Raw genomic sequence first — 18,391 nt, forward strand, 5'->3', positions numbered from 1 at the left:
AAAGAGGAGTGTTTTTAGCACCCTGTGCCGGGATCTCTCTTCTTAACAATGACAGGGTCAAGGTTTGCATCTATCAGCAGATCGAAGTCAACCGTATCCAGCCACCCGGCTTTCTCAAACATGCTCATGAAACAGACACCGGCCAGCTTCGCACCCGTATGACAGGCCGCCAGATCACGGACCTGCTCCTTTGTCACCGGCATATACGGCATGGCAAGCCCGCCCATAATCACGAGAAGTTTTGGCCGCAGTGAAACCGGTCCGCCCGAGACCTGCATCCCGATGTCCTCGATGCTTACGATCTTCTGCGCCTTTGTCTCGTCCAGCAGGGGCACAAAAACCTGATCGGCGTGAAGACCCCGCACCGCGACGGCAAGAAGCTCAACAAACGGGGTGCAGGTACCGACACAGCCGTAGTACACGATCTGGTCCCCGTTATGGATCCCGATATCCTGCACGTATTCCTTGTACGGGCGCAGGAGCCCGGTGATCCCGCGGTAGCGCTCATCTGTCATGGTACTGGAACGTTCACGCGGGGCAGGTATAAGAATTGTGAGATCATGGCGGTAAGCGGCGGGAGCCGGGGGTAGGAGAACCGTCTACCGGAACCGGTCATCGGACATCGCAGTCTTTGCATTCACGGCCACGGCCTCCAGCCATCCGCAGCAGGAGCCTGGGTAGGCATCGAACTCGGGGACATACGGCTTGATGTCGAGGAGCGGGGTGCCGTCAAGGACATCGATATCCTCCACCTCGACGATCTCTTCCCGGACCGCAATTAGCCGGACCACAGAAAGGCCGATTGCGTTCGGGCGTTTCGGCGACCGGGTGGCAAAGATACCCCGTGGAGTGGTGTCAAGGAAGGGTTTCACCATGAGCTGGTGATCGGTGCACTTGTGGAAGACATAGATAAGGATGATGCGCTCAAACCCGCCAAGGTCCCGGAGCCCTTCCCGGTACGCTTCGGCAATCGCGATCGTCCCCTTTGTACCCCGGGCGCCGGTCGGCTGGATGGGCATCCCGGCAATGTCATGGAACGGGGTATGGATCGTCCCGATCGGGACGAAGGTGAAGGAGTTCATTGAATCCCGGTGCCCGTGCATAGAAAAGATGTGGCGCCGGGAGTAAAAATGCAGCGGTTTTTACCCGGGGATGGGAGGACCCGGGAGTACGGGATCGCTACTTCATTGCCATAAGGGCCTGGCGCTTGAGTTCTATTGCCATCGCAGCCTGCGAGTCCTCGACAGTTTTACGAAACTGCCTGTTGAGCATCCGGATCCCGGTGTTAACAGTTACTAAGGAATCCGCCGAGTTGTTGGTGAGGGAATCCTGGAGGCTTGCCCGCTGCGCATCGATCTGGTCCGAGATATTCCGGGCAAGCGTTGTGTCAATACCCTGTCTGTCCAGGCTAAGGAGGAGGAGCGCCCGTTGCTGGGAGTCGGTATTGAAGATAGTGAGCCGGGCCGAGTCCTTGGCAAGCCAGAGCGAGTCCGTAAAATTCGTGATTGTTGAATTGGCTGCCTGCTCGGAGGTGGCGATATTCGCCCGCATGTCATCGGTACTGCCGTTGAACATCACGAGCTGGGCCTTGGTGTCCTCGGAGAAGAGCTGGGTCTGGACCCGCATATCATCCCGGGCCCGGGTGATCTCGGCGTTGGTGGTCATGAGCGGGATAGATGAGGCAATCACGAGATAATCGTCCTCGATCTGTTCCAGGTTGGAGGTCCCCGTCCCTCCGCTGATATTATCGATATACGAGATCACGGAGTCCATGCGGGCTTCCTGGCCCTGCCCCAGGTACGCCGTATGGAGCTTGAAGGCCGAGATCAGTTCCGGGTTATCTATGGCATTCGGATCCTTGCTCGCGGGTATGGAGGTGCTGTCAACCGATGCCGAGACATACGGTGCGATCAGCAGGAGGAGAAGCAGACACACCCCCGCCTTGAGTACTACCTTGCGGTCGCCAATTACCATGCAGAATTCACCCAACCGGATATGAGAATGGTATCACTGCCACCATAGTGCACCGGATAGTAAATAATATTCGTATGATGGCCGGGGTTATTCGTATAACCGCGGGGTTAGCTGTATGGGCGTTCCGTCGCAGGAAAGGCACCATGAAACCCGGGGCTATGCAGGATCGCGTGCCGGATCCGGGAAGTACCTGATTTCCCTCACGGGACACTGCCTCAGAGAAGTGCAGGTTCCTGTACGAACTTCTATACTGCTGGCAAGCCAAAAATACCTGAGGAGTACGAGAGTGGCAAAAGACTATTTTTACCAGGACGGGCAATCAGCCATCATCAACGAGGATCTCTTTGCTACCAGAAAGATTGCAGAGAACAGCATCGACCTCGTCGTCACCTCGCCGCCATACAACGTGGACATCCAGTACAATTCCCATAACGACCGGCTTACGTACGGGGAGTACCTGGAGTTCTCGGCGAGCTGGATGAAGAAGTGCCACGTGTGGCTTAAACCGGAGGGCCGGTTCTGCCTCAACATCCCGCTCGACAAGAACAAAGGAGGACAGCAGAGCGTGGGGGCAGACCTCACCATAATTGCCAAGGAGGCCGGGTTCTCCTACCATGCGACCATCGTCTGGAACGAGGGGAACATCTCGCGCCGGACCGCGTGGGGGTCCTGGCTCTCCGCTTCGGCCCCGTTCGTGATCGCTCCCGTTGAACTGATCGTGGTGCTCTACAAGGATAGCTGGAAGAAGACGGGCGGCACCCGGGAATCCGATATCACCCGGGAGGAGTTCATGGCCTGGACCAACGGGCTCTGGAGCTTCAACGGGGAGAGCAAGAAGAAGATCGGCCACCCGGCGCCGTTCCCGGTGGAGCTGCCGCTCCGGTGCATGAAACTCTTCTCGTTCGTGGGAGATACGGTGCTCGACCCGTTCATGGGCAGCGGCAGCACGCTGGTTGCAGCCCGCCAGTGCCGGCGGACAGGAATCGGGATCGATATTGATCCCCGGTACTGCGAGATCGCGCAGGGCAGGATCACCGAAACGTCGTAGCGCGGGAAACCGTGGGACCACCTTATCGTGCAGGATCGATCGCAGGGAGGCTGTTCCCTGCCATTGGCATCCACTACCTCTTTTGAGGGGGCACGATAACCGGGGATCAGGTTCATAAGATCCTGCGCCCAGACAATCACGTGAGGATTTCATGGCCGATCACGCGGAAGTGTTCATTGCCGGTGCACCGGACCGCAGGGAGGCAGTCCGGACCGTGCTCGGGGGATTCGATCTCTCCGTGCTCGCCGGCTCAACGGTCGCAGTCAAGGCAAACTTCAACAGCGCAGACCCATTCCCGGCATCTACGCACCCGGAGACGCTTGAGGAGATCTGCAGCGCTATCCTTGCGGAAGGCCCGGTCCGGCTCACCCTTGTCGAGCGGAGCGGGATGGGGAACTCCCGGGACGTGCTGGACAAATGCGGCGTGCTCGCTCTCTCCCGCGACCTTGGGTTCTCCGTAGCCGTACTGGACGAGATCGATCGTACCGGGTGGCAGGAGATAGAGGCACCCGGCCTCCACTGGAGCCGGGGATTCTTCCTCGCATCAGCCATCGTTCGGGCCGATCACGTGGTCCAGACCTGCTGCCTGAAAACGCACCGGTACGGGGGGCATTTCACCATTTCGCTCAAGAACGGTGTGGGCTGCGTGGCCAAGACCGTACCGGGCGTGAACTTCGATTTTATGCACGAACTGCACAACTCCCCCCACCAGCGCCAGATGATCGCCGAGATCAACCGGTTTTTCAGGACGGACTTGATCGTCCTCGACGCAACAGAAGGGTTTGCAAGCGGTGGCCCGGATAAAGGAAAACTGATCCGGCCCGGGGTCGTCCTGGCCGGGAATGACCGGGTGGCAATAGATGCCGTGGGTGTTGCACTCCTCCGGTCATTCGGCACCGTACCCGATGTGGCGGACGGGAGGATCTTCGGGCTTGAGCAGATCGCCCGGGCGGCAGAACTGGGGATAGGAGTCACATCAGCGGATGCCATCAGGCTCGTCCCGCTTGATGATGCTGCAGGAGAGAGTGCCCGGAAGATCCAGGAGCAGCTGGACATGGACCGGTAAATGGCGGGCCGGGATCCTGCGGGTTCCGTTTCGTCTGCGTGCATGCCATTATTTACCAGTTTCCTGCCAGAAATGGCCATTCCGACCAGAAACTTTGTAAATAAATCCATCATTTCTGTACAATCATGCACTACACCATCATCACGGAATCCCACGAGATGGGCGGTTTTACCGCACGCTGCGTGGAGATCCCGGGAGCCCGGGGGTATGGCAGCACTCAAGGTGAGGCGCTTGCCAGGATCCGGGAAGAGATTGAAGTAGTGCGGGAAGCCCAGAATGCGGAACTGCATAAAACCATTGCATCCGTCCATTCCGAGATCATCAGGATCGAAGTCGCTGACTCCGCATAAAACCCCGTTTCTGACGGGAAATAACCCTAACCCTTTTTTGTAATGGGTTTCTCAACCGGTGAACCTGTCCGCAGAGAAACAACTCCAGACATTTAAGTACCTGAACAGGGAATGTTCATGCATCAACAGGTGACCATCGTGGAAAAAGATAGTTTCCGGCTGCTCGTGGTGCTCATCGCCGCATTTCTTGTCGTATCGCTCCTGATCAACGGGCTCCTGACCATGGCTCCCGTCTCCGTAACCGGACCACCGCTGAAGATCAACGGGTATTTCGGGGCAGACGGCCGGCCGGTGGAGGGATATTATTCCAGTACTCCGGGTATCGTGATCATCCCTCCACAATCACCGCCGGCATCCTCCATGGTATCAATACCCCCAAAGTGACAGGATCTCCCGAAAAATTCATTGTTTTTAACGTATTGCCCGGATAAAAAGTGCCGTTTTTTTAGAACCCCGCAGGATCCACGGCGTCCCACTTCACCTTCGCTTTCCGTATGAGCAGCCAGGCCGGGAGGGCAAGGACAACGGATGCAAAGGCATAGAACGGGTTGGCATAGGCAAGGCCGGTAAAGACAGTCAGGACTATCCCAACAAGGACGAGATAGACGGCGAGGACTTTCACGTCGTAGACCAGCACGTTCGGGGAGAGGCCGGTCAGGTATGCCATGACCCCCACGGCATAAAACGAGACCGAGATCCCGAGCACGACAGCGGGGAACAGGTAAGCGCCCTCACCGGCAAGGAGCGCTACGGCCGCGATGAAGAGGGCCGGTATTACCTGAAGGAGGGAGAACGTAGTCAGCTTGCTCCCAATCAGGGTGCTGACAGCAACAGGGAGGCAGGCATAGGGACCAAAGGAGTCAAACATCGTCACCCAAGTATACATCGTCGATGCGATAACCCCGGCGGTGATAGCGAAGATGAAGAGCAGTCCGTGGGGAGGGAAGTACGGGCCCAGCAGGGAGAGGAAGAACCAGATCACCGCGAGGGGGAGGATGAATGAGAAGATCGTCTGGCCCACCATGCTCCCGCTCCGGTACAGGTCGAGCGTGTCCTTGGCGGCGAGCGGGGGATTCGGCAGGAACGAGTACCTCTGCATCAGGGAGGCAAAGGAGTCCCGGTATATTTTCTCCGAACCTACGGATTCGGGATTGAACAGCGCAATCGCAATGCCGAAGAGGAGAACGAGTACGACACAGGAGGCGGCGAGATTCATCCACGTGAACGCGCTGTGGAGCAGCAGCGGGGGGAAGAAGAGCGCCGGGTTCATGCCGGTCACGGCAGAAAGGCCACCCACTCCCACGCCGAGGGCCAGCAGGACGAGCCAGAGTGCCGGCCGTGACCTCGCATAGACCGCCGATAGGAAGAAGACGCCGCAGAGGCCAAAGAGGAACGAGAGCGTCAGGGTGAGGAGGAGGAGGAGGGCCCGGGCGAGCGGTACGCCGGTGAACGGCGAGGCCAGCACGTACCCCAGGCCGAAGGGCAGGACCCAGAGGAAGAAGTAATAGACCGTGTCCTTGACAACAAAATTCAGGAATATGAACTTCTCGGAGAGCGGGAGGCTCCGGGCAGAGTATGCCAGCAGGCTTGCCTGGCCGAACCGCCGGTTCATCACTTCGTTACCCAGGAGACCGAACCCGCCGACCATGATCCCGAGCATCAGGTAGTTCGCGTGAACAAGCAGAGTGAGGTTGCCTGCCGGCAGGGAGGCATGCATCAGGGGGATGAGGAACGAGCCCATGAAGGCGATCCCGAAGATCATGACCGGGAAGAGCGCGAACGAAAGGCTGCCGAACATCGTGGAATGGACCCGCCACTCCTCCTTCATCATGTTCCAGAAGAGTTCAAGCATGGGAACCCTTCCGGACAAGCGAGAGAAAGAAGGATGGAAGGTGTTCTCCCCTTCCGGTCAGGTCGGCAACGGGGCCGGTGTGCAGGAGTTTTCCCTTGTGAAGGATCGCAAACTCCGAGCAGATCTCCTCGGCCACCTCGAGGATGTGGGTCGAGATGAAGATCGTGCGGCCTTTCTTTACGTAATCCACGAGGAACTCCTTAACGAGATCCTGCATGATTGGATCGAAGTTGATCAACGGCTCGTCAATCAGTGCAAGGGCAGGCTCGTGGATGAAGGCTTGCGTGAACATCAGTTTCTGCCGGGTGCCCCGGGAGAGGTCTTTGCAGAGCACGTTCTTCTTGTCCGCAAAGTCAAGGTAATCAAACCAGAAGTCTGCCTTTTTGTCGATCTCCGGGATCTTCCGGACCGCGGCCACGAACTCAAGATACTCGATAGCAGTCAGGAAACTGGGTGGGGTCTCCTGCTCGGGGATGATCCCCACGCGGCCCCGCACACCGACAGGGTCCTGGATCACGTCCAGACCGAGCACGGTTGCCGTACCGCCGGTTGGTTTCGTCTGCCCGGTCAGCATCTTGATCATCGTGGTCTTGCCGGAGCCGTTCGGGCCCAGCAGGCCAAAGAGCGCCCCCTCCTTCACCGAGAGGGTCACGTGGTCGACTGCCTGTACTTCGCCATATGCTTTCGATAAATCCTGTGCTTCTATCACATTTTTCATACTATCACTCCTTTCCCTGTTTTCTTGTGCTGCTCTTCACCCGGGTCTTGCCTTCGGCCTTCAGCCCGTTCCAGACAATGTCCAGCCCCTGTTCTATGATCGCCCCACGCTCTGCCGGATCGTCCGTCATTGAGACCCGGGCAATCAGGCCGGAGAGGGAAGAAGCCATCATGCAGAAGAGAAGCGGGGGATCGAGATCCCGTATCGCTCCCTCGCGGATCCCTTCTTGTACAAGATCCTGCAGGAAGAGGAAATGGGACATACCCTCCTCCTGCGCTGTGGTGGATACAAACGGGGAGTGGGCAAACTGCTCCATGAACTTCATCTTTGCAGGATACTGGCTCCCCCACTCGACCGCATTGATCCCTAGGCGCCGGATCCTGGCCTTCGTGCCCTTCTCCTTATCCATCCCCCGGCACATTGCCTGTGCCGCCTCCTCCTTGATCCGGCGGTAGAGCGTGTCGATGAGATCTTCTTTTGTTTTGAAATAGAAGAAGAGGGTGCCGGTGGCGACCCCTGCTTCCTTCGAGATCATCGAGGTCGGCGTCCCGAAAAAGCCCCGTTCCGTAAACAGGATGAGGGCGGTATCCAGGATCGCTTCCTGCTTCTCGTTTCCCGGATCAGGCATGGGCTGTCTCTCCCGTGATCGCCCGTTTTACCTTCCCGAGTTTGCCGGAACACCAGAGCAGGCCCTTCAGAACCGGGACCATGACACCCATCATGCCTTCCATCTCCTTTGAGACATCCTTCATCAGCCCGGGGATGGGCAGGTGCTGGGGGCAGATCTTCTGGCACTTCCCGCACTGCCGGCAGAGCCCGGCATACGACTTCCCGCCCATGAGGCCGCCGTGGTGGCCGATGTACTGGAACTTCCCGGCCCGGTCGTGGGGGAAGAGGGCACTGGTATTGTAATCGGCAAAACAGCCGGGGATGTCCACGCCGAAGGGGCAGGGCATGCAGTACCCGCAGCCGGTGCACCCGACCTTCATGAGCCGGCGGTACTCGTCCCGGACCCGGTCGATGAGCATACGCTCCTCCGGGCTGAGTGAGCCGGGGAGTGCCTCCCCGGCAATCCTGAGGTTCTCATCGATGTGGACCTCGTCATTCATTCCGGACAAGGCAACTGTCACTTCGGGATGATCCCAGACCCAGCGCAGGCCCCACTCAGCGGGAGAGCGTTTCACCGGCGCTTCGTCCCAGATCTTCTGTACTGCGTCCGGTATCCTGCCGGCAAGGTTGCCGCCGCGGAGCGGTTCCATGACGATGACTGCAAGTCCTTTCGATGCCGCATAGCGCAGGCCTTCCGTTCCTGCCTGGTTCTGCTCATCAAGGAAGTTATACTGGATCTGGCAGAACTGCCAGTCGTACGCATCCACAATCCCTTTGAAGTCCTCCGCGTTTCCGTGGAACGAGAAGCCCGCATTGATGATCCTCCCGTCTTTTTTTGCGGCATCAAGGAATTCAAGCGCACCGAGGTTTCTCATCCTCTCAAAACTCGCCCCGGCAAGGCTGTGAAGGAGATAGTAATCGATATGATCGGTCCGGAGGGTCGAGAGCTGCCCGTCCAGGATCCGGTCCATATCTCCCCGTTCGAAGACCGAGAGGTGAAGTAATTTGGTGGCAATCCGCACTTTTTCACGATACCCGCCGGCAAGGGCTTTGCCCAGCACCTGCTCGCTCTTCCCCATGTGGTAGAGCGGGGCCGTGTCGAAGTAGTTGACACCGGCATCGATTGCATGCCGGATCTGCCGGATCGCCCGCCCTTCATCCACTCCTCCGGTCCGGGTGGAGGGATAGCGCATGCAGCCGAAGCCGAGGATTGAGAGATTGTCACCGGTCTTTGGAACAGTTCGGTATAACATGAACAACACCAGGTAAATTGACTAGTCAGTCAATATGTTAGAGGGCATTGTTATAATAATCCTGCGGAAAGAAAGAAACCTGGTTACCAGCGATCCAGCGCGGGAGAACACAACAGGAAGGTGACGTCTCGCGAATAAAAATCAGAGGATTGATTCCAGGATCTCCCCCGCATCCCCGACAAACTTCGCGCACTTCGCGTGGAACAGTTTCTTTGCCCGGGCCGCCGCCAGCTGGTTCGGGTCGGAGAGATCGTGCCCAATCAGCTCGGTGCAGTTCACCGAATGGTTCCTGCGTTTGAATTCCTTCATGAACTTCTCTGTCACCTCGTATGTCTTATCCTTTGCCGCAAGATCATCGAGGGAGGTCCGCCCGTATTTCATCCCGATCACCATCAGGGCACCCGTCACCGCTCCGCAGGTGTTCCCTGTGTGCCCCATCCCGCCCCCGAGGGCGCAGGAGAGGCGGAGGGCGGTCTTCCTGTCGATACCGAAGTCATCTGCAAACGCACCGCATACAGCCTGAGAACAGGACCAGCCGTTCAGGAAGAGACCTGCTGCATCGTCTCCCTTGGTTGCCATGCATACCGGTCACTCCCGGGACACAAAAGAGTTCGCAGGGCAGCAGGATCACCGGTGTTCAGGCAGGGCCGGCCCGTATATTTTTCTTCCGCCGCATCCAATGCACCGGCAGGACAACGGGGACTGGCAAGTCCCCGGGGTGATAGTATACAGTACAGATTTGCAGACAGGGTGGCCCGGGCTCCGGAGTCCTTTCTCGACGAACTCTTCCGGGTCTCCTCCGATCCCACCATCATCTCCTTTGCCGGGGGCCTGCCTTCGGCAGCCCTGATCGACACACAGGGCATCGCGCAGGCAACCCGCGAGGTGATGGACGGAGAGCCCCACATAGCACTCCAGTACACGACCACCGATGGGTATCTCCCGCTCCGGGAATATATCGCTGATCGGTACCGCAGGCGTCTCGGGCTGATTGCCTCGGCCGATGAGATCCAGATCGTAAACGGCTCCCAGCAGTGCCTCGACCTCACTGCCAAGCTCTTCCTCAACAAGGGAGACCACGTGGGCATGGAGCGGCCCGGCTATCTCGGGGCTATAGAGGCCTTTTCGCTCTACGAACCAGTCATCGACACCGTACCCCTCGAAGATGACGGCCCCGATCTTGCCGCTTTCAGGAAACTGGTCACCGAAACGCAGGTGAGATTCTTCTACGGGATCCCCAATTCCCAGAACCCATCCGGCCTTACGTACTCGCAGGAAAAACGCAAGGCGATTGCGGAGATTCTCGCGGGCACCGGCACCATTTTTTACGAGGACGATGCGTTCGGCGAGCTCTTCTTCGATGCACAACCCCGCCTGCCGGTGAAGCGATATCTCCCCGAACAGGCCGTGATATCGGGCTCGTTCTCGAAGATCGTCGCCCCGGGGATGAGGATCGGGTGGATGTATGCCCCGCGGGAGATCCTTGCAAAGTTCAATATCGTCAAGCAGGCAGCAGACCTCCACTCCAACTTCCTCTGCCAGAAGATCCTCCACCGGTACCTCACCACTCACGACCTCGACGAAAATATCCGGAAGATCGTTGCAGTATATGGCCGGAAGTGCCGGCTGATGTGCGATCTCTTCGATGACCTGATGCCGTACGTCTCCCACACGCATCCCGAAGGGGGTATGTTCCTGATGGCAACGCTCCCGCAGGGACTGGGCTCGCGGAAGGTATTCAATGAAGGGGTCAGGCAGAAGGTGGCGGTGCTGCCCGGCCTGCCGTTCTATGTTGACGGGGGCGGGACGGATACGATACGGCTGAACTTCTCCTCAGCAACAGAGGAGGAGATCACGGAAGGGATGCACCGGCTCTCGCGGGTGATTGCCGGACTTTCCGGGAAATAAAACCACCCTATATATAGATCGGTTTTCAAGAATTACTCTTGCAGGAAGAGATACTGTGAAACATACGCTTACCATTCTCCTGGCCGTACTCGTGGTCATTACCCTATGTGCTGCGATAGTTGCACCGGTTGTCGCAGCGGAGGATTTCCCGATCGGCGTCATCACTACGCCGGTGGAACCGGTCACATCCGTCACACCCGAACCAACAACGGTTCCGACTACGGAGCCCACAACCATACCGACGACAATTATTACTACGGTCCCAACCACCGAACCAACGACTGAACCTACCATTACGATCACCATACCAACCGTCCCACCTGGCGGTGGGAAGGGCTACATCGACACGTACTGCAATGTTAACGGCGCTTCCGTGTCATTCGATGGCAGTTACCAGTGCACGATTGCACAGGGCGTCTGCACGGTGGGGGTTTCCCCCTCGGGAACACCCGTCAGGACCGTGACGGTTGCTCTGGCCGGGTACAACACCTGGTCCGGTTCACTCTCACACATGCCTGCCGACGGGGAGCATGTTTCGATCTACTCGACCCTGAACCCGATACCGACGACAACGGTTACCATCCCGCCCGTGCAGAGCGGGGTTATTTATGCCCAATCGAACCCGGCCGGCGCTGCGATCTACCTGAACGGTAATTTTTACGGATACTCCCCGGTCACGATCCCGAACCTTGTGCCGGGATCGTATTCCCTGAAAGCATCCCTGAACGGGTACACTCCCGATACGCAGATTATCAACGTCTATGCCGGCCAGACGGCAACCTACTACCCGACACTGCAGCCATCCCCCCCGGTACCACGCAGTACCGGCACAGTCACGGTTACATCGAGCCCGGACCACGCACTGGTCTATGTAGATGGATCGTACCAGGGGAAGGTACCGCTCACGGTCACCCTCTTCCCGGGAAGCCACACGTTCCGGCTCACGCTCCCTGGATATTCCGATTACACGGCAAATCTCTACGTCAATGCAAATACCAACCAGAAACTGAATGCGATCATGACCCCGGCAGTCTATGGCTCGATCGCAGTCACCTCCCTGCCCGGGGCATCCGTGTACACGGATAGCAACTATCAGGGAACGATTCCCCCTTCCGGCACACTCCTGCTCTATAATATGGCAAATGGCAACCATCTCGTCAAGGTATCTGCTGCGGGGTACAATGACTGGATCAACTCCGTTTATGTCCAGCCAAATGTCGTGACCCCGATCAACGCAGTCCTTACACCGGTTGGCCCGAACCCGACACCTGTACCGGCAACGGGGGGCTTCAACATCGTGTCTACACCCGCGGGTGCTGAAGTCTATATCGATAACCTCTTCAAGGGCTACACACCGTCAATGCCCGATGGCATCGCTCCCGGAGAGCATCAGGTTCTGCTGAAATATACCGGCTATGTCGACTATTCGACAACGGCATCCGTCACCGCCGGGCAAACAACACCACTTGCGATCAGTATGCAGCCCGCACCAACCCCTACGCCCGCATCCGCACCATCCCTCGCTGTTTTCATCATGAGCCTGGCCATAGTGATCGGTATGTGTGCATCCATCAGGAGGCGATCCTGAAATGACCAGTGCATGCTCAACAACCAAGAAGATCTGGGTGAGCGCCATCCTCGCGATCGTGATTATAGGCGCACTCACCGCATTTGCCTATACCAGCGAACAGAACGCCCTCCGGGACGCCACACTGCAGGGTATGAAATCCACGGTGAGCGTCATGGCCACGCAGGTCAATGCCAGCGATATTGCCGGCCTCAGACCCGGTGATGAGATGTCTCCGGCATATCTCTCTGTGGCAAGACACCTGGAGACCATGCGCAGCATGGATGATCACATCCTCAATGCGTATATCCTCAAGGTGAATCCTGACAAGACCGCAACGTTCCTTGTTGACGATCTCTACCCGCTGGACCCGCAAGGTTCTGCAAAGATCGGGGAAGTGTCAACCGCCCCGGACCAGGCAGAGATCTTTGCAGCCCTCTCCGGCCCGACTGCATCGAAACAGCCGTACACTACAAAATACGGGTCATTCATGAGTGCCTATGCCCCAATTGATGATTCCGTGAACGATTCCAGCGGCAACACGGTCGCTGTACTCGCCATTGACATGTCGGCAAAGGACTACAATGACGCAACCTCAAAGGGCGGGCTGATCATCCTTTCAGGTATCATTTCCATGATCATCGCCGTCGGTGCGATCTTCTTCGGTACAACGGGCCGCAGGGATACTGAAAAGAAAGCAGAGTGAACTTATACAAGAGCGGGGAGACATGAGACCCCGTAATCTCTATTTTCCTGTGGCACCAATAGTTTGAGGATGTCACCAATTCGGACACTTTGTATCCTGGGCCTCCTTGCAGCAGCACTTGTGTTCTGCGCAGGATGTACCCAATCTTCACCTGCAGGAACCACACAGACACAGGCTACAACCACGCTCCCTACAACGGAAGCAACAACTGTGGCAGCAACCCAGACACCCGTTGTCACAACAGCTCCTGCATCCACAACGGCAGCGGCCCCGTCAACGACCGCGGCGATCACAAAAGCCACTCCAGTTCTATCCGGCAAGAAGGTATTGCTTGAGACAACAATGGGCAACATCACCATAGCCCTCGATCCCGCGATGCCGATCACGGCCGGGAACTTCGAGACCCTTGTCAATAAGGGATTTTATGATGGGACCATCTTCCACCGGGTCATCAACGGCTTCATGATCCAGGGTGGCGACCCCACCGGTACCGGCATGGGCGGACCGGGCTACACGATCCCGGACGAACCAACCAACGAAACGAACAGCCCCGGCGCGATCGCTATGGCCAACACCGGGCAGCCCAACAGCGGAGGATCGCAGTTCTTCATCAATCTCGTGAACAACGGTGCCCTGCAGCCTGGCTTTGACAGCCACTACCCGGTTTTCGGGAACGTAGTCGCTGGGATGGATATAGTCAATGCGATCGGAAATGTTCAGACAGATTCAAACGATCGCCCCCTCCAGAATGTCACGATCATCCATGCCGTGATGGTCTGAAACACTTTTTTTCTCCTGCCCCCGGTTCGCCCGGGCTTTCACAACACAGAATAATCATGAGATGCCATACATTTACCAGCTATGACTGCAGCAGAGCAATCCCCCAAACTCGTGAAACTTGATACGACCATGGGCACAATCACAATCGCCCTTGCCCCCGACATGCCTATCACGGCCGGGAACTTCGAGACCCTCGTTAAGAAAGGCTACTACAACGGCGTGATCTTCCACCGGGTCATCAGCGGCTTCATGCTCCAGGGTGGCGACCCCACCGGAACCGGCATGGGCGGGCCGGGCTACGCGATCAAGGATGAGTTCTCGCCCGGCAACCGGAATAATCGGGGCACTATCTCGATGGCAAATGCCGGGCCGAACACGGGCGGCAGCCAGTTCTTTATCAATCTCGTGGACAACAACTTCCTCGATGGCAAGCACCCGGTCTTCGGCAAGATTGTCGAAGGCATGGATGTAGTGGACAAGGTAGGGAAGACCAAGACCGGTCACGGCGACCGACCGCTCAAGGATGTTGTTATCGTCAAGGCCGAGATGGCATAAGATGCCAGGATCACTGCCGGCACAAGATCCGGAACGGTAAACTTCTTTTTAGCAGGACTTCGAAATAGAAGACCCCATAAAAAAATTATCGCTTACCGGTCAGCCCGTTCACGTGAGCCGGTAAGGTCATGGTAAACTTGCATAGGGCATCGAGGCACGGTTTCCTCTCCATAGCCGAGACGATCCAAACAGGTGTTGTCCCGAACTCTGCTGAGATGGCCGTTGGAACTGATTCCTTCCCTTCGCATTTGTTGAGGAAGACCACGAACGGAACCTTTGCGGAGATCAGTGACTCATAGAGATGCCGGGTGAATTCATCGACCGGTGAACCTGCGTCCACCAGCAGAACTGCCCCGTCCATTCCTTTCGCTATGATCTCCCGGGCAAACTCAAACCGTTCCTGCCCAGGAGTCCCGTAGATATGGAGCTGGCGGCCCTCCAGTTCCACGCGGCCGAAATCGAGGGCCACAGTCGTTGTCCCACCCGCGCAGTTCGCCTCGATATGAGTGGAGTTGGGATCGATTGTCTTGATAAGGGTGGTTTTTCCCGCCCCGAACGCACCAAAAATGACGATCTTCTGTTTTATCGGTTCCGGCATCGGGATAAAATGGGACGGAGTGAGTGTTTATCGTTTCGGTCATCTGGTAGAGAACGGAAAGGCAGCGGTAAAAACTCAAAAAAATGGGACGGGCGGATAAAATTATACCGCGAGATAGTCACTCGGTGTAGGCATCTGCTCTTTTAAGCCCTTCCGCTTGCGAATTGCCACCACAACTTCCTTGACCATGTTGTTGGGCACGAGCTCGAAGCCTGCGAACTCCGTGTTCCACATCGCACGCCCTTCAGTCGCGGACCTGATGTCACCGGCAAACCCGAAGAGCTCGGCGACCGGTGCCTTGCCGACAACCGTGATCGTGTCACCCTCGCTCTGCATATCGAAGACCTGGCCGCGGCGTCCCTGGATCTGGGAGGTTGCTGCGCCCATCTGGTCCATGGGGACCGTGATCTGGATCTTCTGGATCGGCTCGAGGAGAGAATCACCCGCGATCAACATACCTGCTTTGATGGCACTGCGGACTGCCGGGATGACCTGTGCAGGGCCGCGGTGGATGGCATCCTCGTGAAGCTTGACATCGACAAGGGTCATCTTGAGGTTCTGGACCGGTTCATCTGCAAGGGGGCCACCGGCGAGTGCTTCGTGGATACCCTCGATGATCAGTTCCATCGTCTCGTTGAGGTACTGAACACCTTTGGTCCTGTCGATGAGCATGTTGGTCGCTTTGATGTCCTTGATGTTCTTGGCGTCGTCCTTGTCCATGCCGGCCTTCATGAGCGCGTCCCGGCGCTCAAGCATCGGCTGGTTCATTGAGACCTCGCCGCTTTTGATCAGGGTGACGATCTCATCAGGCAATACTTCGAGATCGAAATAGAACCGGTTGTGCCGGTTCGGGGACTTCCCTTCGACTGCCTCGATCTTCTGGGTGACCGTCTCACGGTAGACAACGATCGGCTCGGACGTGATGATCTCGACACCCTTGTCACGCTTGATACGGCCGGTGACGATCTCAAGGTGCAGTTCGCCCATACCGGAGATCAGGTGCTCGCCGGTCTCTTCATTGATAGCGATACCAAGGGTGGGGTCTTCCTTTGCAACCTGTCGGAGCACTTCAACGAGCTTGGGCAGATCCTTCATGTTCTTTGCTTCAACGGCAACCGTCATGACCGGCTCACTGTAGTGTTTGAGCGATTCAAACGGTGTCATTTCCATGAGGTTGGTGACGGTAGATCCTACAATCGCGTCCCGTAGGCCAGTGACTGCGGCGATGTTCCCACCCACAATCTCCTCAACCTCGACACGCTTGGGGCCCATGAAGATACCAACCTGCTGGAGCCGGTTCTCTTTCATTGCCGAGCCCATAACATAGAGCGTGTCACCGCGCTTGACACGGCCGGAGAAGAGACGGCCGGTCGCGACTTCCCCTGCATGGGGATCAAACGAGATATCGGTGACCATCAGGGTAACCGGACCGTTCGGGTCGCAGGTGATCATGGCTTTGCCTTCCTTTGCCTCCTTATCTCCATGCCAGATGACCGGGATACGGCGCTTCTGGGCTTCGAGAGGGTTGGGGAGCTGATTTACGACGATATCAAGAAGAACTTCGGAGAGCGGACTGTTCTTTGCCAGGTACTTCATGTCGCCTTCACGGCACTTGTCGTACACAACCTTGAACGAGATGCCACTCTTCTTCATGAAAGGTGCGGAGACTGCCCAGTTGTAGAGTGCGGACCCGAAGGCGACTGTACCCTGCGAGGCGTCGAGCTTCCAGCCATTATTATAAGCTTCCTCGTTCATGCCTTTGATCAGCTTGTTGACCTTGTCGATCACTTTGCCGAGCCGGATCTGCATCTCCATCTCGTCGACTTTAAGCTCATTGATGAGACGGTCAACCTTGTTGATGAAGAGGATGGGGCGCACCTGTTCCTTAAGTGCCTGCCGGAGCACGGTCTCGGTCTGGGGCATGGTGCCTTCAACTGCGTCGACCAGTACAACTGCGCCGTCTACCGCACGCATCGCACGGGTAACGTCGCCACCAAAATCAACGTGGCCGGGCGTGTCGATCATGTTGATCAGGTAATCCTGGCCTTCGTACTCGTGGACCATCGAGACGTTCGAGGCGTCGATGGTGATACCACGGGCCTGCTCTTCGGCATCCGAGTCCATGAAGAGCTGCTTGCCTGCGAGCTCTTCGGATATGATGCCGGCACCTGCAAGCAGGTTGTCGGACAGGGTCGTCTTGCCGTGGTCGATGTGTGCCACAATACCGATGTTCCGAATATGTTTCGGATCCTTCATGAGCTCAGTTACGCGCTCAACCGATTTTTTGCCGCGGGACATGAAATGACCTCAAAAAAAGATATTTAACGGGCGGATTTTGCAATGCGCTCGCGTTCTTCCTTTTTCCCGACCGAGTAACACTTCATGTCGCCCTTTGAGGCGGCGATCAGTTCATCGGCGAGGATTGCACTTGCGCTCTTCTTACTGGAGCGCGATGCCTTCAGGGTTGCCTCAGCGAGGAAACCGATGGCGGTGTCGACCCTGCGCATGGGTGCGGTGTCGACCGATTTTGGGACATTGATGCCACCGTATTTCAGGCGGACAGTCTCTTCCCGTGGACCTGAATTGGCAATTGCCTCGACCAGCACTTCGATGGGGTTGCGTTTGGTCTTCTTGTTGACAATCTCGAATGCATCCCGCACGATCCGGATTGCAAGCTGCTTCTTTCCGGTATTATTCTCGGTCTGCATGAGGCGGTTGATCAACCGCTCGACGATCATCATGTTGCTCTTACCGAATTCCTGACGGGAGAACTTACCGCAGGTGTGGGGAATGATCATGGAGGTGAGGGTGACATAGCGCATGAGGCTGGGGTCTGTGACCTTGACTTCGGAGGCATCCCATTTATTGAACAGGAGTTTCTGTCCGGTTGTTGCTGCTTCGGTGTTCGTCATCTCACATCACCTGCGCGGTTTCTCCTTGCGGCCAATGACCATTTCGTGGAGACAGACGTTATTGACTTTGGTCACAACGAACCTGACCCCGGGGATATCTCCCATGGAACGCCCGAGACGGCCGCCGATCCCTTCGATCTCGACTTCATCGTGTTCATCAATGAAGTTGATCGCACCGTCGCCGACTGCAAAGGCGCTCACCTGGCGTCCGTTCTTGATCAGCTGGACGCGCACGCATTTCCGGATAGCGGAGTTGGGCTGTTTGGCTTCAACACCGATCTTTTCCAGCACGATACCTCTCGCTTGTGGCGCACCCTCAAGGGGGTCAGACTTCACATCGAGATTGAGCTCGCGGCGGGCGTAGTTCTTGTCTGCCCACCGGAACTTATTTGAGTCCCGAACCAATTTTCTGGCTGCAAATTTACCCTGTCCCATTAAATAGCCTCGTTTTAGTTGTTTTCGTGGTTATCGATAACCCACACTGAGATATATACT

Annotated in this window: 21 protein-coding genes; 9 read left to right on the top strand and 12 right to left on the bottom strand. The window is 57.0% G+C overall.

The features are described from left to right. Positions 1-14 precede the first annotated feature (14 nt). The 3 genes from ABSE13_RS09435 to ABSE13_RS09445 form a co-directional block, all read right to left on the bottom strand. Entirely contained in the window at positions 15-515 is a 501-nt protein-coding gene (locus tag ABSE13_RS09435) for a DUF2124 domain-containing protein (protein WP_424028267.1), read from the bottom strand. An 84-nt stretch (positions 516-599) separates the two neighbouring features. Beyond that, positions 600-1,082: a tRNA (N6-threonylcarbamoyladenosine(37)-N6)-methyltransferase TrmO gene (tsaA, locus tag ABSE13_RS09440; RefSeq protein WP_424028268.1), complete on the bottom strand. Its 483-nt coding sequence runs from the start codon at positions 1,080-1,082 to the stop codon at positions 600-602. 97 nt (positions 1,083-1,179) lie between these two features. Beyond that, entirely contained in the window at positions 1,180-1,974 is a 795-nt protein-coding gene (locus ABSE13_RS09445; RefSeq protein ID WP_424028269.1) for a hypothetical protein, read from the bottom strand. Between the two features lie 286 nt (positions 1,975-2,260). Here ABSE13_RS09445 and ABSE13_RS09450 point away from each other — a divergent pair, with 286 nt between their 5' ends. The 4 genes from ABSE13_RS09450 (at position 2,261) to ABSE13_RS09465 (ending at position 4,822) form a co-directional block, all read left to right on the top strand. Continuing rightward, positions 2,261-3,022, top strand: a complete 762-nt coding sequence (locus ABSE13_RS09450; RefSeq protein ID WP_424028270.1) for a DNA-methyltransferase — start codon at positions 2,261-2,263, stop codon at positions 3,020-3,022. Between the two features lie 151 nt (positions 3,023-3,173). Further along, a complete protein-coding gene (locus tag ABSE13_RS09455; protein ID WP_424028271.1) occupies positions 3,174-4,088 on the top strand; it encodes a DUF362 domain-containing protein in 915 nt (304 codons plus the stop codon). 125 nt (positions 4,089-4,213) lie between these two features. Beyond that, complete coding sequence (locus ABSE13_RS09460; protein WP_424028272.1) at positions 4,214-4,438, top strand: type II toxin-antitoxin system HicB family antitoxin; 225 nt, start codon at positions 4,214-4,216, stop codon at positions 4,436-4,438. Positions 4,439-4,555: 117 nt separating this feature from the next. After that, positions 4,556-4,822 (top strand): hypothetical protein, encoded by a 267-nt coding sequence (locus tag ABSE13_RS09465; protein ID WP_424028273.1) that lies wholly within the window; start codon positions 4,556-4,558, stop codon positions 4,820-4,822. Between the two features lie 61 nt (positions 4,823-4,883). Here the strand turns inward: ABSE13_RS09465 and ABSE13_RS09470 are convergent, their stop codons facing one another. The 5 genes from ABSE13_RS09470 to ABSE13_RS09490 form a co-directional block, all read right to left on the bottom strand. After that, entirely contained in the window at positions 4,884-6,290 is a 1,407-nt protein-coding gene (locus tag ABSE13_RS09470) for a hypothetical protein (RefSeq protein WP_424028274.1), read from the bottom strand. Continuing rightward, positions 6,283-7,008 (bottom strand): ABC transporter ATP-binding protein, encoded by a 726-nt coding sequence (locus tag ABSE13_RS09475; RefSeq protein WP_424028275.1) that lies wholly within the window; start codon positions 7,006-7,008, stop codon positions 6,283-6,285. The genes ABSE13_RS09470 and ABSE13_RS09475 overlap by 8 nt, the downstream gene beginning before the upstream one ends. Before the next feature lie 4 nt (positions 7,009-7,012). Then, on the bottom strand, positions 7,013-7,636 hold the full coding sequence (locus tag ABSE13_RS09480) for a TetR/AcrR family transcriptional regulator (RefSeq protein ID WP_424028276.1): 624 nt from the start codon (positions 7,634-7,636) through the stop codon (positions 7,013-7,015). Further along, the gene (locus tag ABSE13_RS09485; RefSeq protein ID WP_424028277.1) at positions 7,629-8,870 is read right to left on the bottom strand and encodes an aldo/keto reductase; all 1,242 of its coding nucleotides are present in this window, start codon (positions 8,868-8,870) and stop codon (positions 7,629-7,631) included. Before ABSE13_RS09485 ends, ABSE13_RS09480 begins: the two co-directional genes overlap by 8 nt. A gap of 141 nt (positions 8,871-9,011) precedes the next feature. Continuing rightward, positions 9,012-9,449: a C-GCAxxG-C-C family protein gene (locus ABSE13_RS09490; protein ID WP_424028278.1), complete on the bottom strand. Its 438-nt coding sequence runs from the start codon at positions 9,447-9,449 to the stop codon at positions 9,012-9,014. A gap of 147 nt (positions 9,450-9,596) precedes the next feature. Here ABSE13_RS09490 and ABSE13_RS09495 point away from each other — a divergent pair, with 147 nt between their 5' ends. From ABSE13_RS09495 to ABSE13_RS09515, 5 genes are all read left to right on the top strand, one after another. Next, entirely contained in the window at positions 9,597-10,778 is a 1,182-nt protein-coding gene (locus tag ABSE13_RS09495; RefSeq protein ID WP_424028288.1) for an aminotransferase-like domain-containing protein, read from the top strand. 55 nt (positions 10,779-10,833) lie between these two features. Beyond that, positions 10,834-12,366 carry a PEGA domain-containing protein gene (locus ABSE13_RS09500; RefSeq protein ID WP_424028279.1) on the top strand — a complete coding sequence of 511 codons (1,533 nt, stop codon included), beginning with the start codon at positions 10,834-10,836 and terminating at the stop codon, positions 12,364-12,366. Position 12,367: 1 nt separating this feature from the next. Continuing rightward, positions 12,368-13,051 (top strand): hypothetical protein, encoded by a 684-nt coding sequence (locus ABSE13_RS09505; RefSeq protein WP_424028280.1) that lies wholly within the window; start codon positions 12,368-12,370, stop codon positions 13,049-13,051. Between the two features lie 69 nt (positions 13,052-13,120). Then, positions 13,121-13,831: a peptidylprolyl isomerase gene (locus ABSE13_RS09510; protein ID WP_424028281.1), complete on the top strand. Its 711-nt coding sequence runs from the start codon at positions 13,121-13,123 to the stop codon at positions 13,829-13,831. Positions 13,832-13,912: 81 nt separating this feature from the next. Then, positions 13,913-14,386, top strand: a complete 474-nt coding sequence (locus ABSE13_RS09515) for a peptidylprolyl isomerase (RefSeq protein WP_424028282.1) — start codon at positions 13,913-13,915, stop codon at positions 14,384-14,386. Between the two features lie 85 nt (positions 14,387-14,471). Here ABSE13_RS09515 and ABSE13_RS09520 read toward each other — a convergent pair whose 3' ends face one another. The 4 genes from ABSE13_RS09520 to ABSE13_RS09535 all read right to left on the bottom strand — a co-directional run bounded on the left by ABSE13_RS09520 (position 14,472) and on the right by ABSE13_RS09535 (position 18,331). Next, positions 14,472-14,984 carry a GTP-binding protein gene (locus tag ABSE13_RS09520; RefSeq protein WP_424028283.1) on the bottom strand — a complete coding sequence of 171 codons (513 nt, stop codon included), beginning with the start codon at positions 14,982-14,984 and terminating at the stop codon, positions 14,472-14,474. A gap of 102 nt (positions 14,985-15,086) precedes the next feature. Beyond that, entirely contained in the window at positions 15,087-17,282 is a 2,196-nt protein-coding gene (locus tag ABSE13_RS09525; protein WP_424028284.1) for an elongation factor EF-2, read from the bottom strand. A gap of 23 nt (positions 17,283-17,305) precedes the next feature. Next, the gene (locus ABSE13_RS09530) at positions 17,306-17,896 is read right to left on the bottom strand and encodes a 30S ribosomal protein S7 (RefSeq protein ID WP_424028285.1); all 591 of its coding nucleotides are present in this window, start codon (positions 17,894-17,896) and stop codon (positions 17,306-17,308) included. Positions 17,897-17,902: 6 nt separating this feature from the next. Beyond that, complete coding sequence (locus ABSE13_RS09535; RefSeq protein WP_015286779.1) at positions 17,903-18,331, bottom strand: 30S ribosomal protein S12; 429 nt, start codon at positions 18,329-18,331, stop codon at positions 17,903-17,905. Positions 18,332-18,391: the final 60 nt, after the last annotated feature.

Source organism: Methanoregula sp. (genome assembly GCF_049518935.1).
Lineage (GTDB): Archaea > Halobacteriota > Methanomicrobia > Methanomicrobiales > Methanospirillaceae > Methanoregula.

Coding starts and splice junctions, on each gene's coding strand:
- ABSE13_RS09530 (WP_424028285.1), bottom strand. CDS start 17,896: ATGACGAACACCGAAGCAGCAACAACCGGACAGAAACTCCTGTTCAAT.
- ABSE13_RS09510 (WP_424028281.1), top strand. CDS start 13,121: ATGTCACCAATTCGGACACTTTGTATCCTGGGCCTCCTTGCAGCAGCA.
- ABSE13_RS09525 (WP_424028284.1), bottom strand. CDS start 17,282: ATGTCCCGCGGCAAAAAATCGGTTGAGCGCGTAACTGAGCTCATGAAG.
- ABSE13_RS09445 (WP_424028269.1), bottom strand. CDS start 1,974: ATGGTAATTGGCGACCGCAAGGTAGTACTCAAGGCGGGGGTGTGTCTG.
- ABSE13_RS09535 (WP_015286779.1), bottom strand. CDS start 18,331: ATGGGACAGGGTAAATTTGCAGCCAGAAAATTGGTTCGGGACTCAAAT.
- ABSE13_RS09490 (WP_424028278.1), bottom strand. CDS start 9,449: ATGGCAACCAAGGGAGACGATGCAGCAGGTCTCTTCCTGAACGGCTGG.
- ABSE13_RS09480 (WP_424028276.1), bottom strand. CDS start 7,636: ATGCCTGATCCGGGAAACGAGAAGCAGGAAGCGATCCTGGATACCGCC.
- ABSE13_RS09460 (WP_424028272.1), top strand. CDS start 4,214: ATGCACTACACCATCATCACGGAATCCCACGAGATGGGCGGTTTTACC.
- ABSE13_RS09515 (WP_424028282.1), top strand. CDS start 13,913: ATGACTGCAGCAGAGCAATCCCCCAAACTCGTGAAACTTGATACGACC.
- ABSE13_RS09455 (WP_424028271.1), top strand. CDS start 3,174: ATGGCCGATCACGCGGAAGTGTTCATTGCCGGTGCACCGGACCGCAGG.
- tsaA (WP_424028268.1), bottom strand. CDS start 1,082: ATGAACTCCTTCACCTTCGTCCCGATCGGGACGATCCATACCCCGTTC.
- ABSE13_RS09475 (WP_424028275.1), bottom strand. CDS start 7,008: ATGAAAAATGTGATAGAAGCACAGGATTTATCGAAAGCATATGGCGAA.
- ABSE13_RS09485 (WP_424028277.1), bottom strand. CDS start 8,870: ATGTTATACCGAACTGTTCCAAAGACCGGTGACAATCTCTCAATCCTC.
- ABSE13_RS09505 (WP_424028280.1), top strand. CDS start 12,368: ATGACCAGTGCATGCTCAACAACCAAGAAGATCTGGGTGAGCGCCATC.
- ABSE13_RS09520 (WP_424028283.1), bottom strand. CDS start 14,984: ATGCCGGAACCGATAAAACAGAAGATCGTCATTTTTGGTGCGTTCGGG.
- ABSE13_RS09470 (WP_424028274.1), bottom strand. CDS start 6,290: ATGCTTGAACTCTTCTGGAACATGATGAAGGAGGAGTGGCGGGTCCAT.
- ABSE13_RS09465 (WP_424028273.1), top strand. CDS start 4,556: ATGCATCAACAGGTGACCATCGTGGAAAAAGATAGTTTCCGGCTGCTC.
- ABSE13_RS09435 (WP_424028267.1), bottom strand. CDS start 515: ATGACAGATGAGCGCTACCGCGGGATCACCGGGCTCCTGCGCCCGTAC.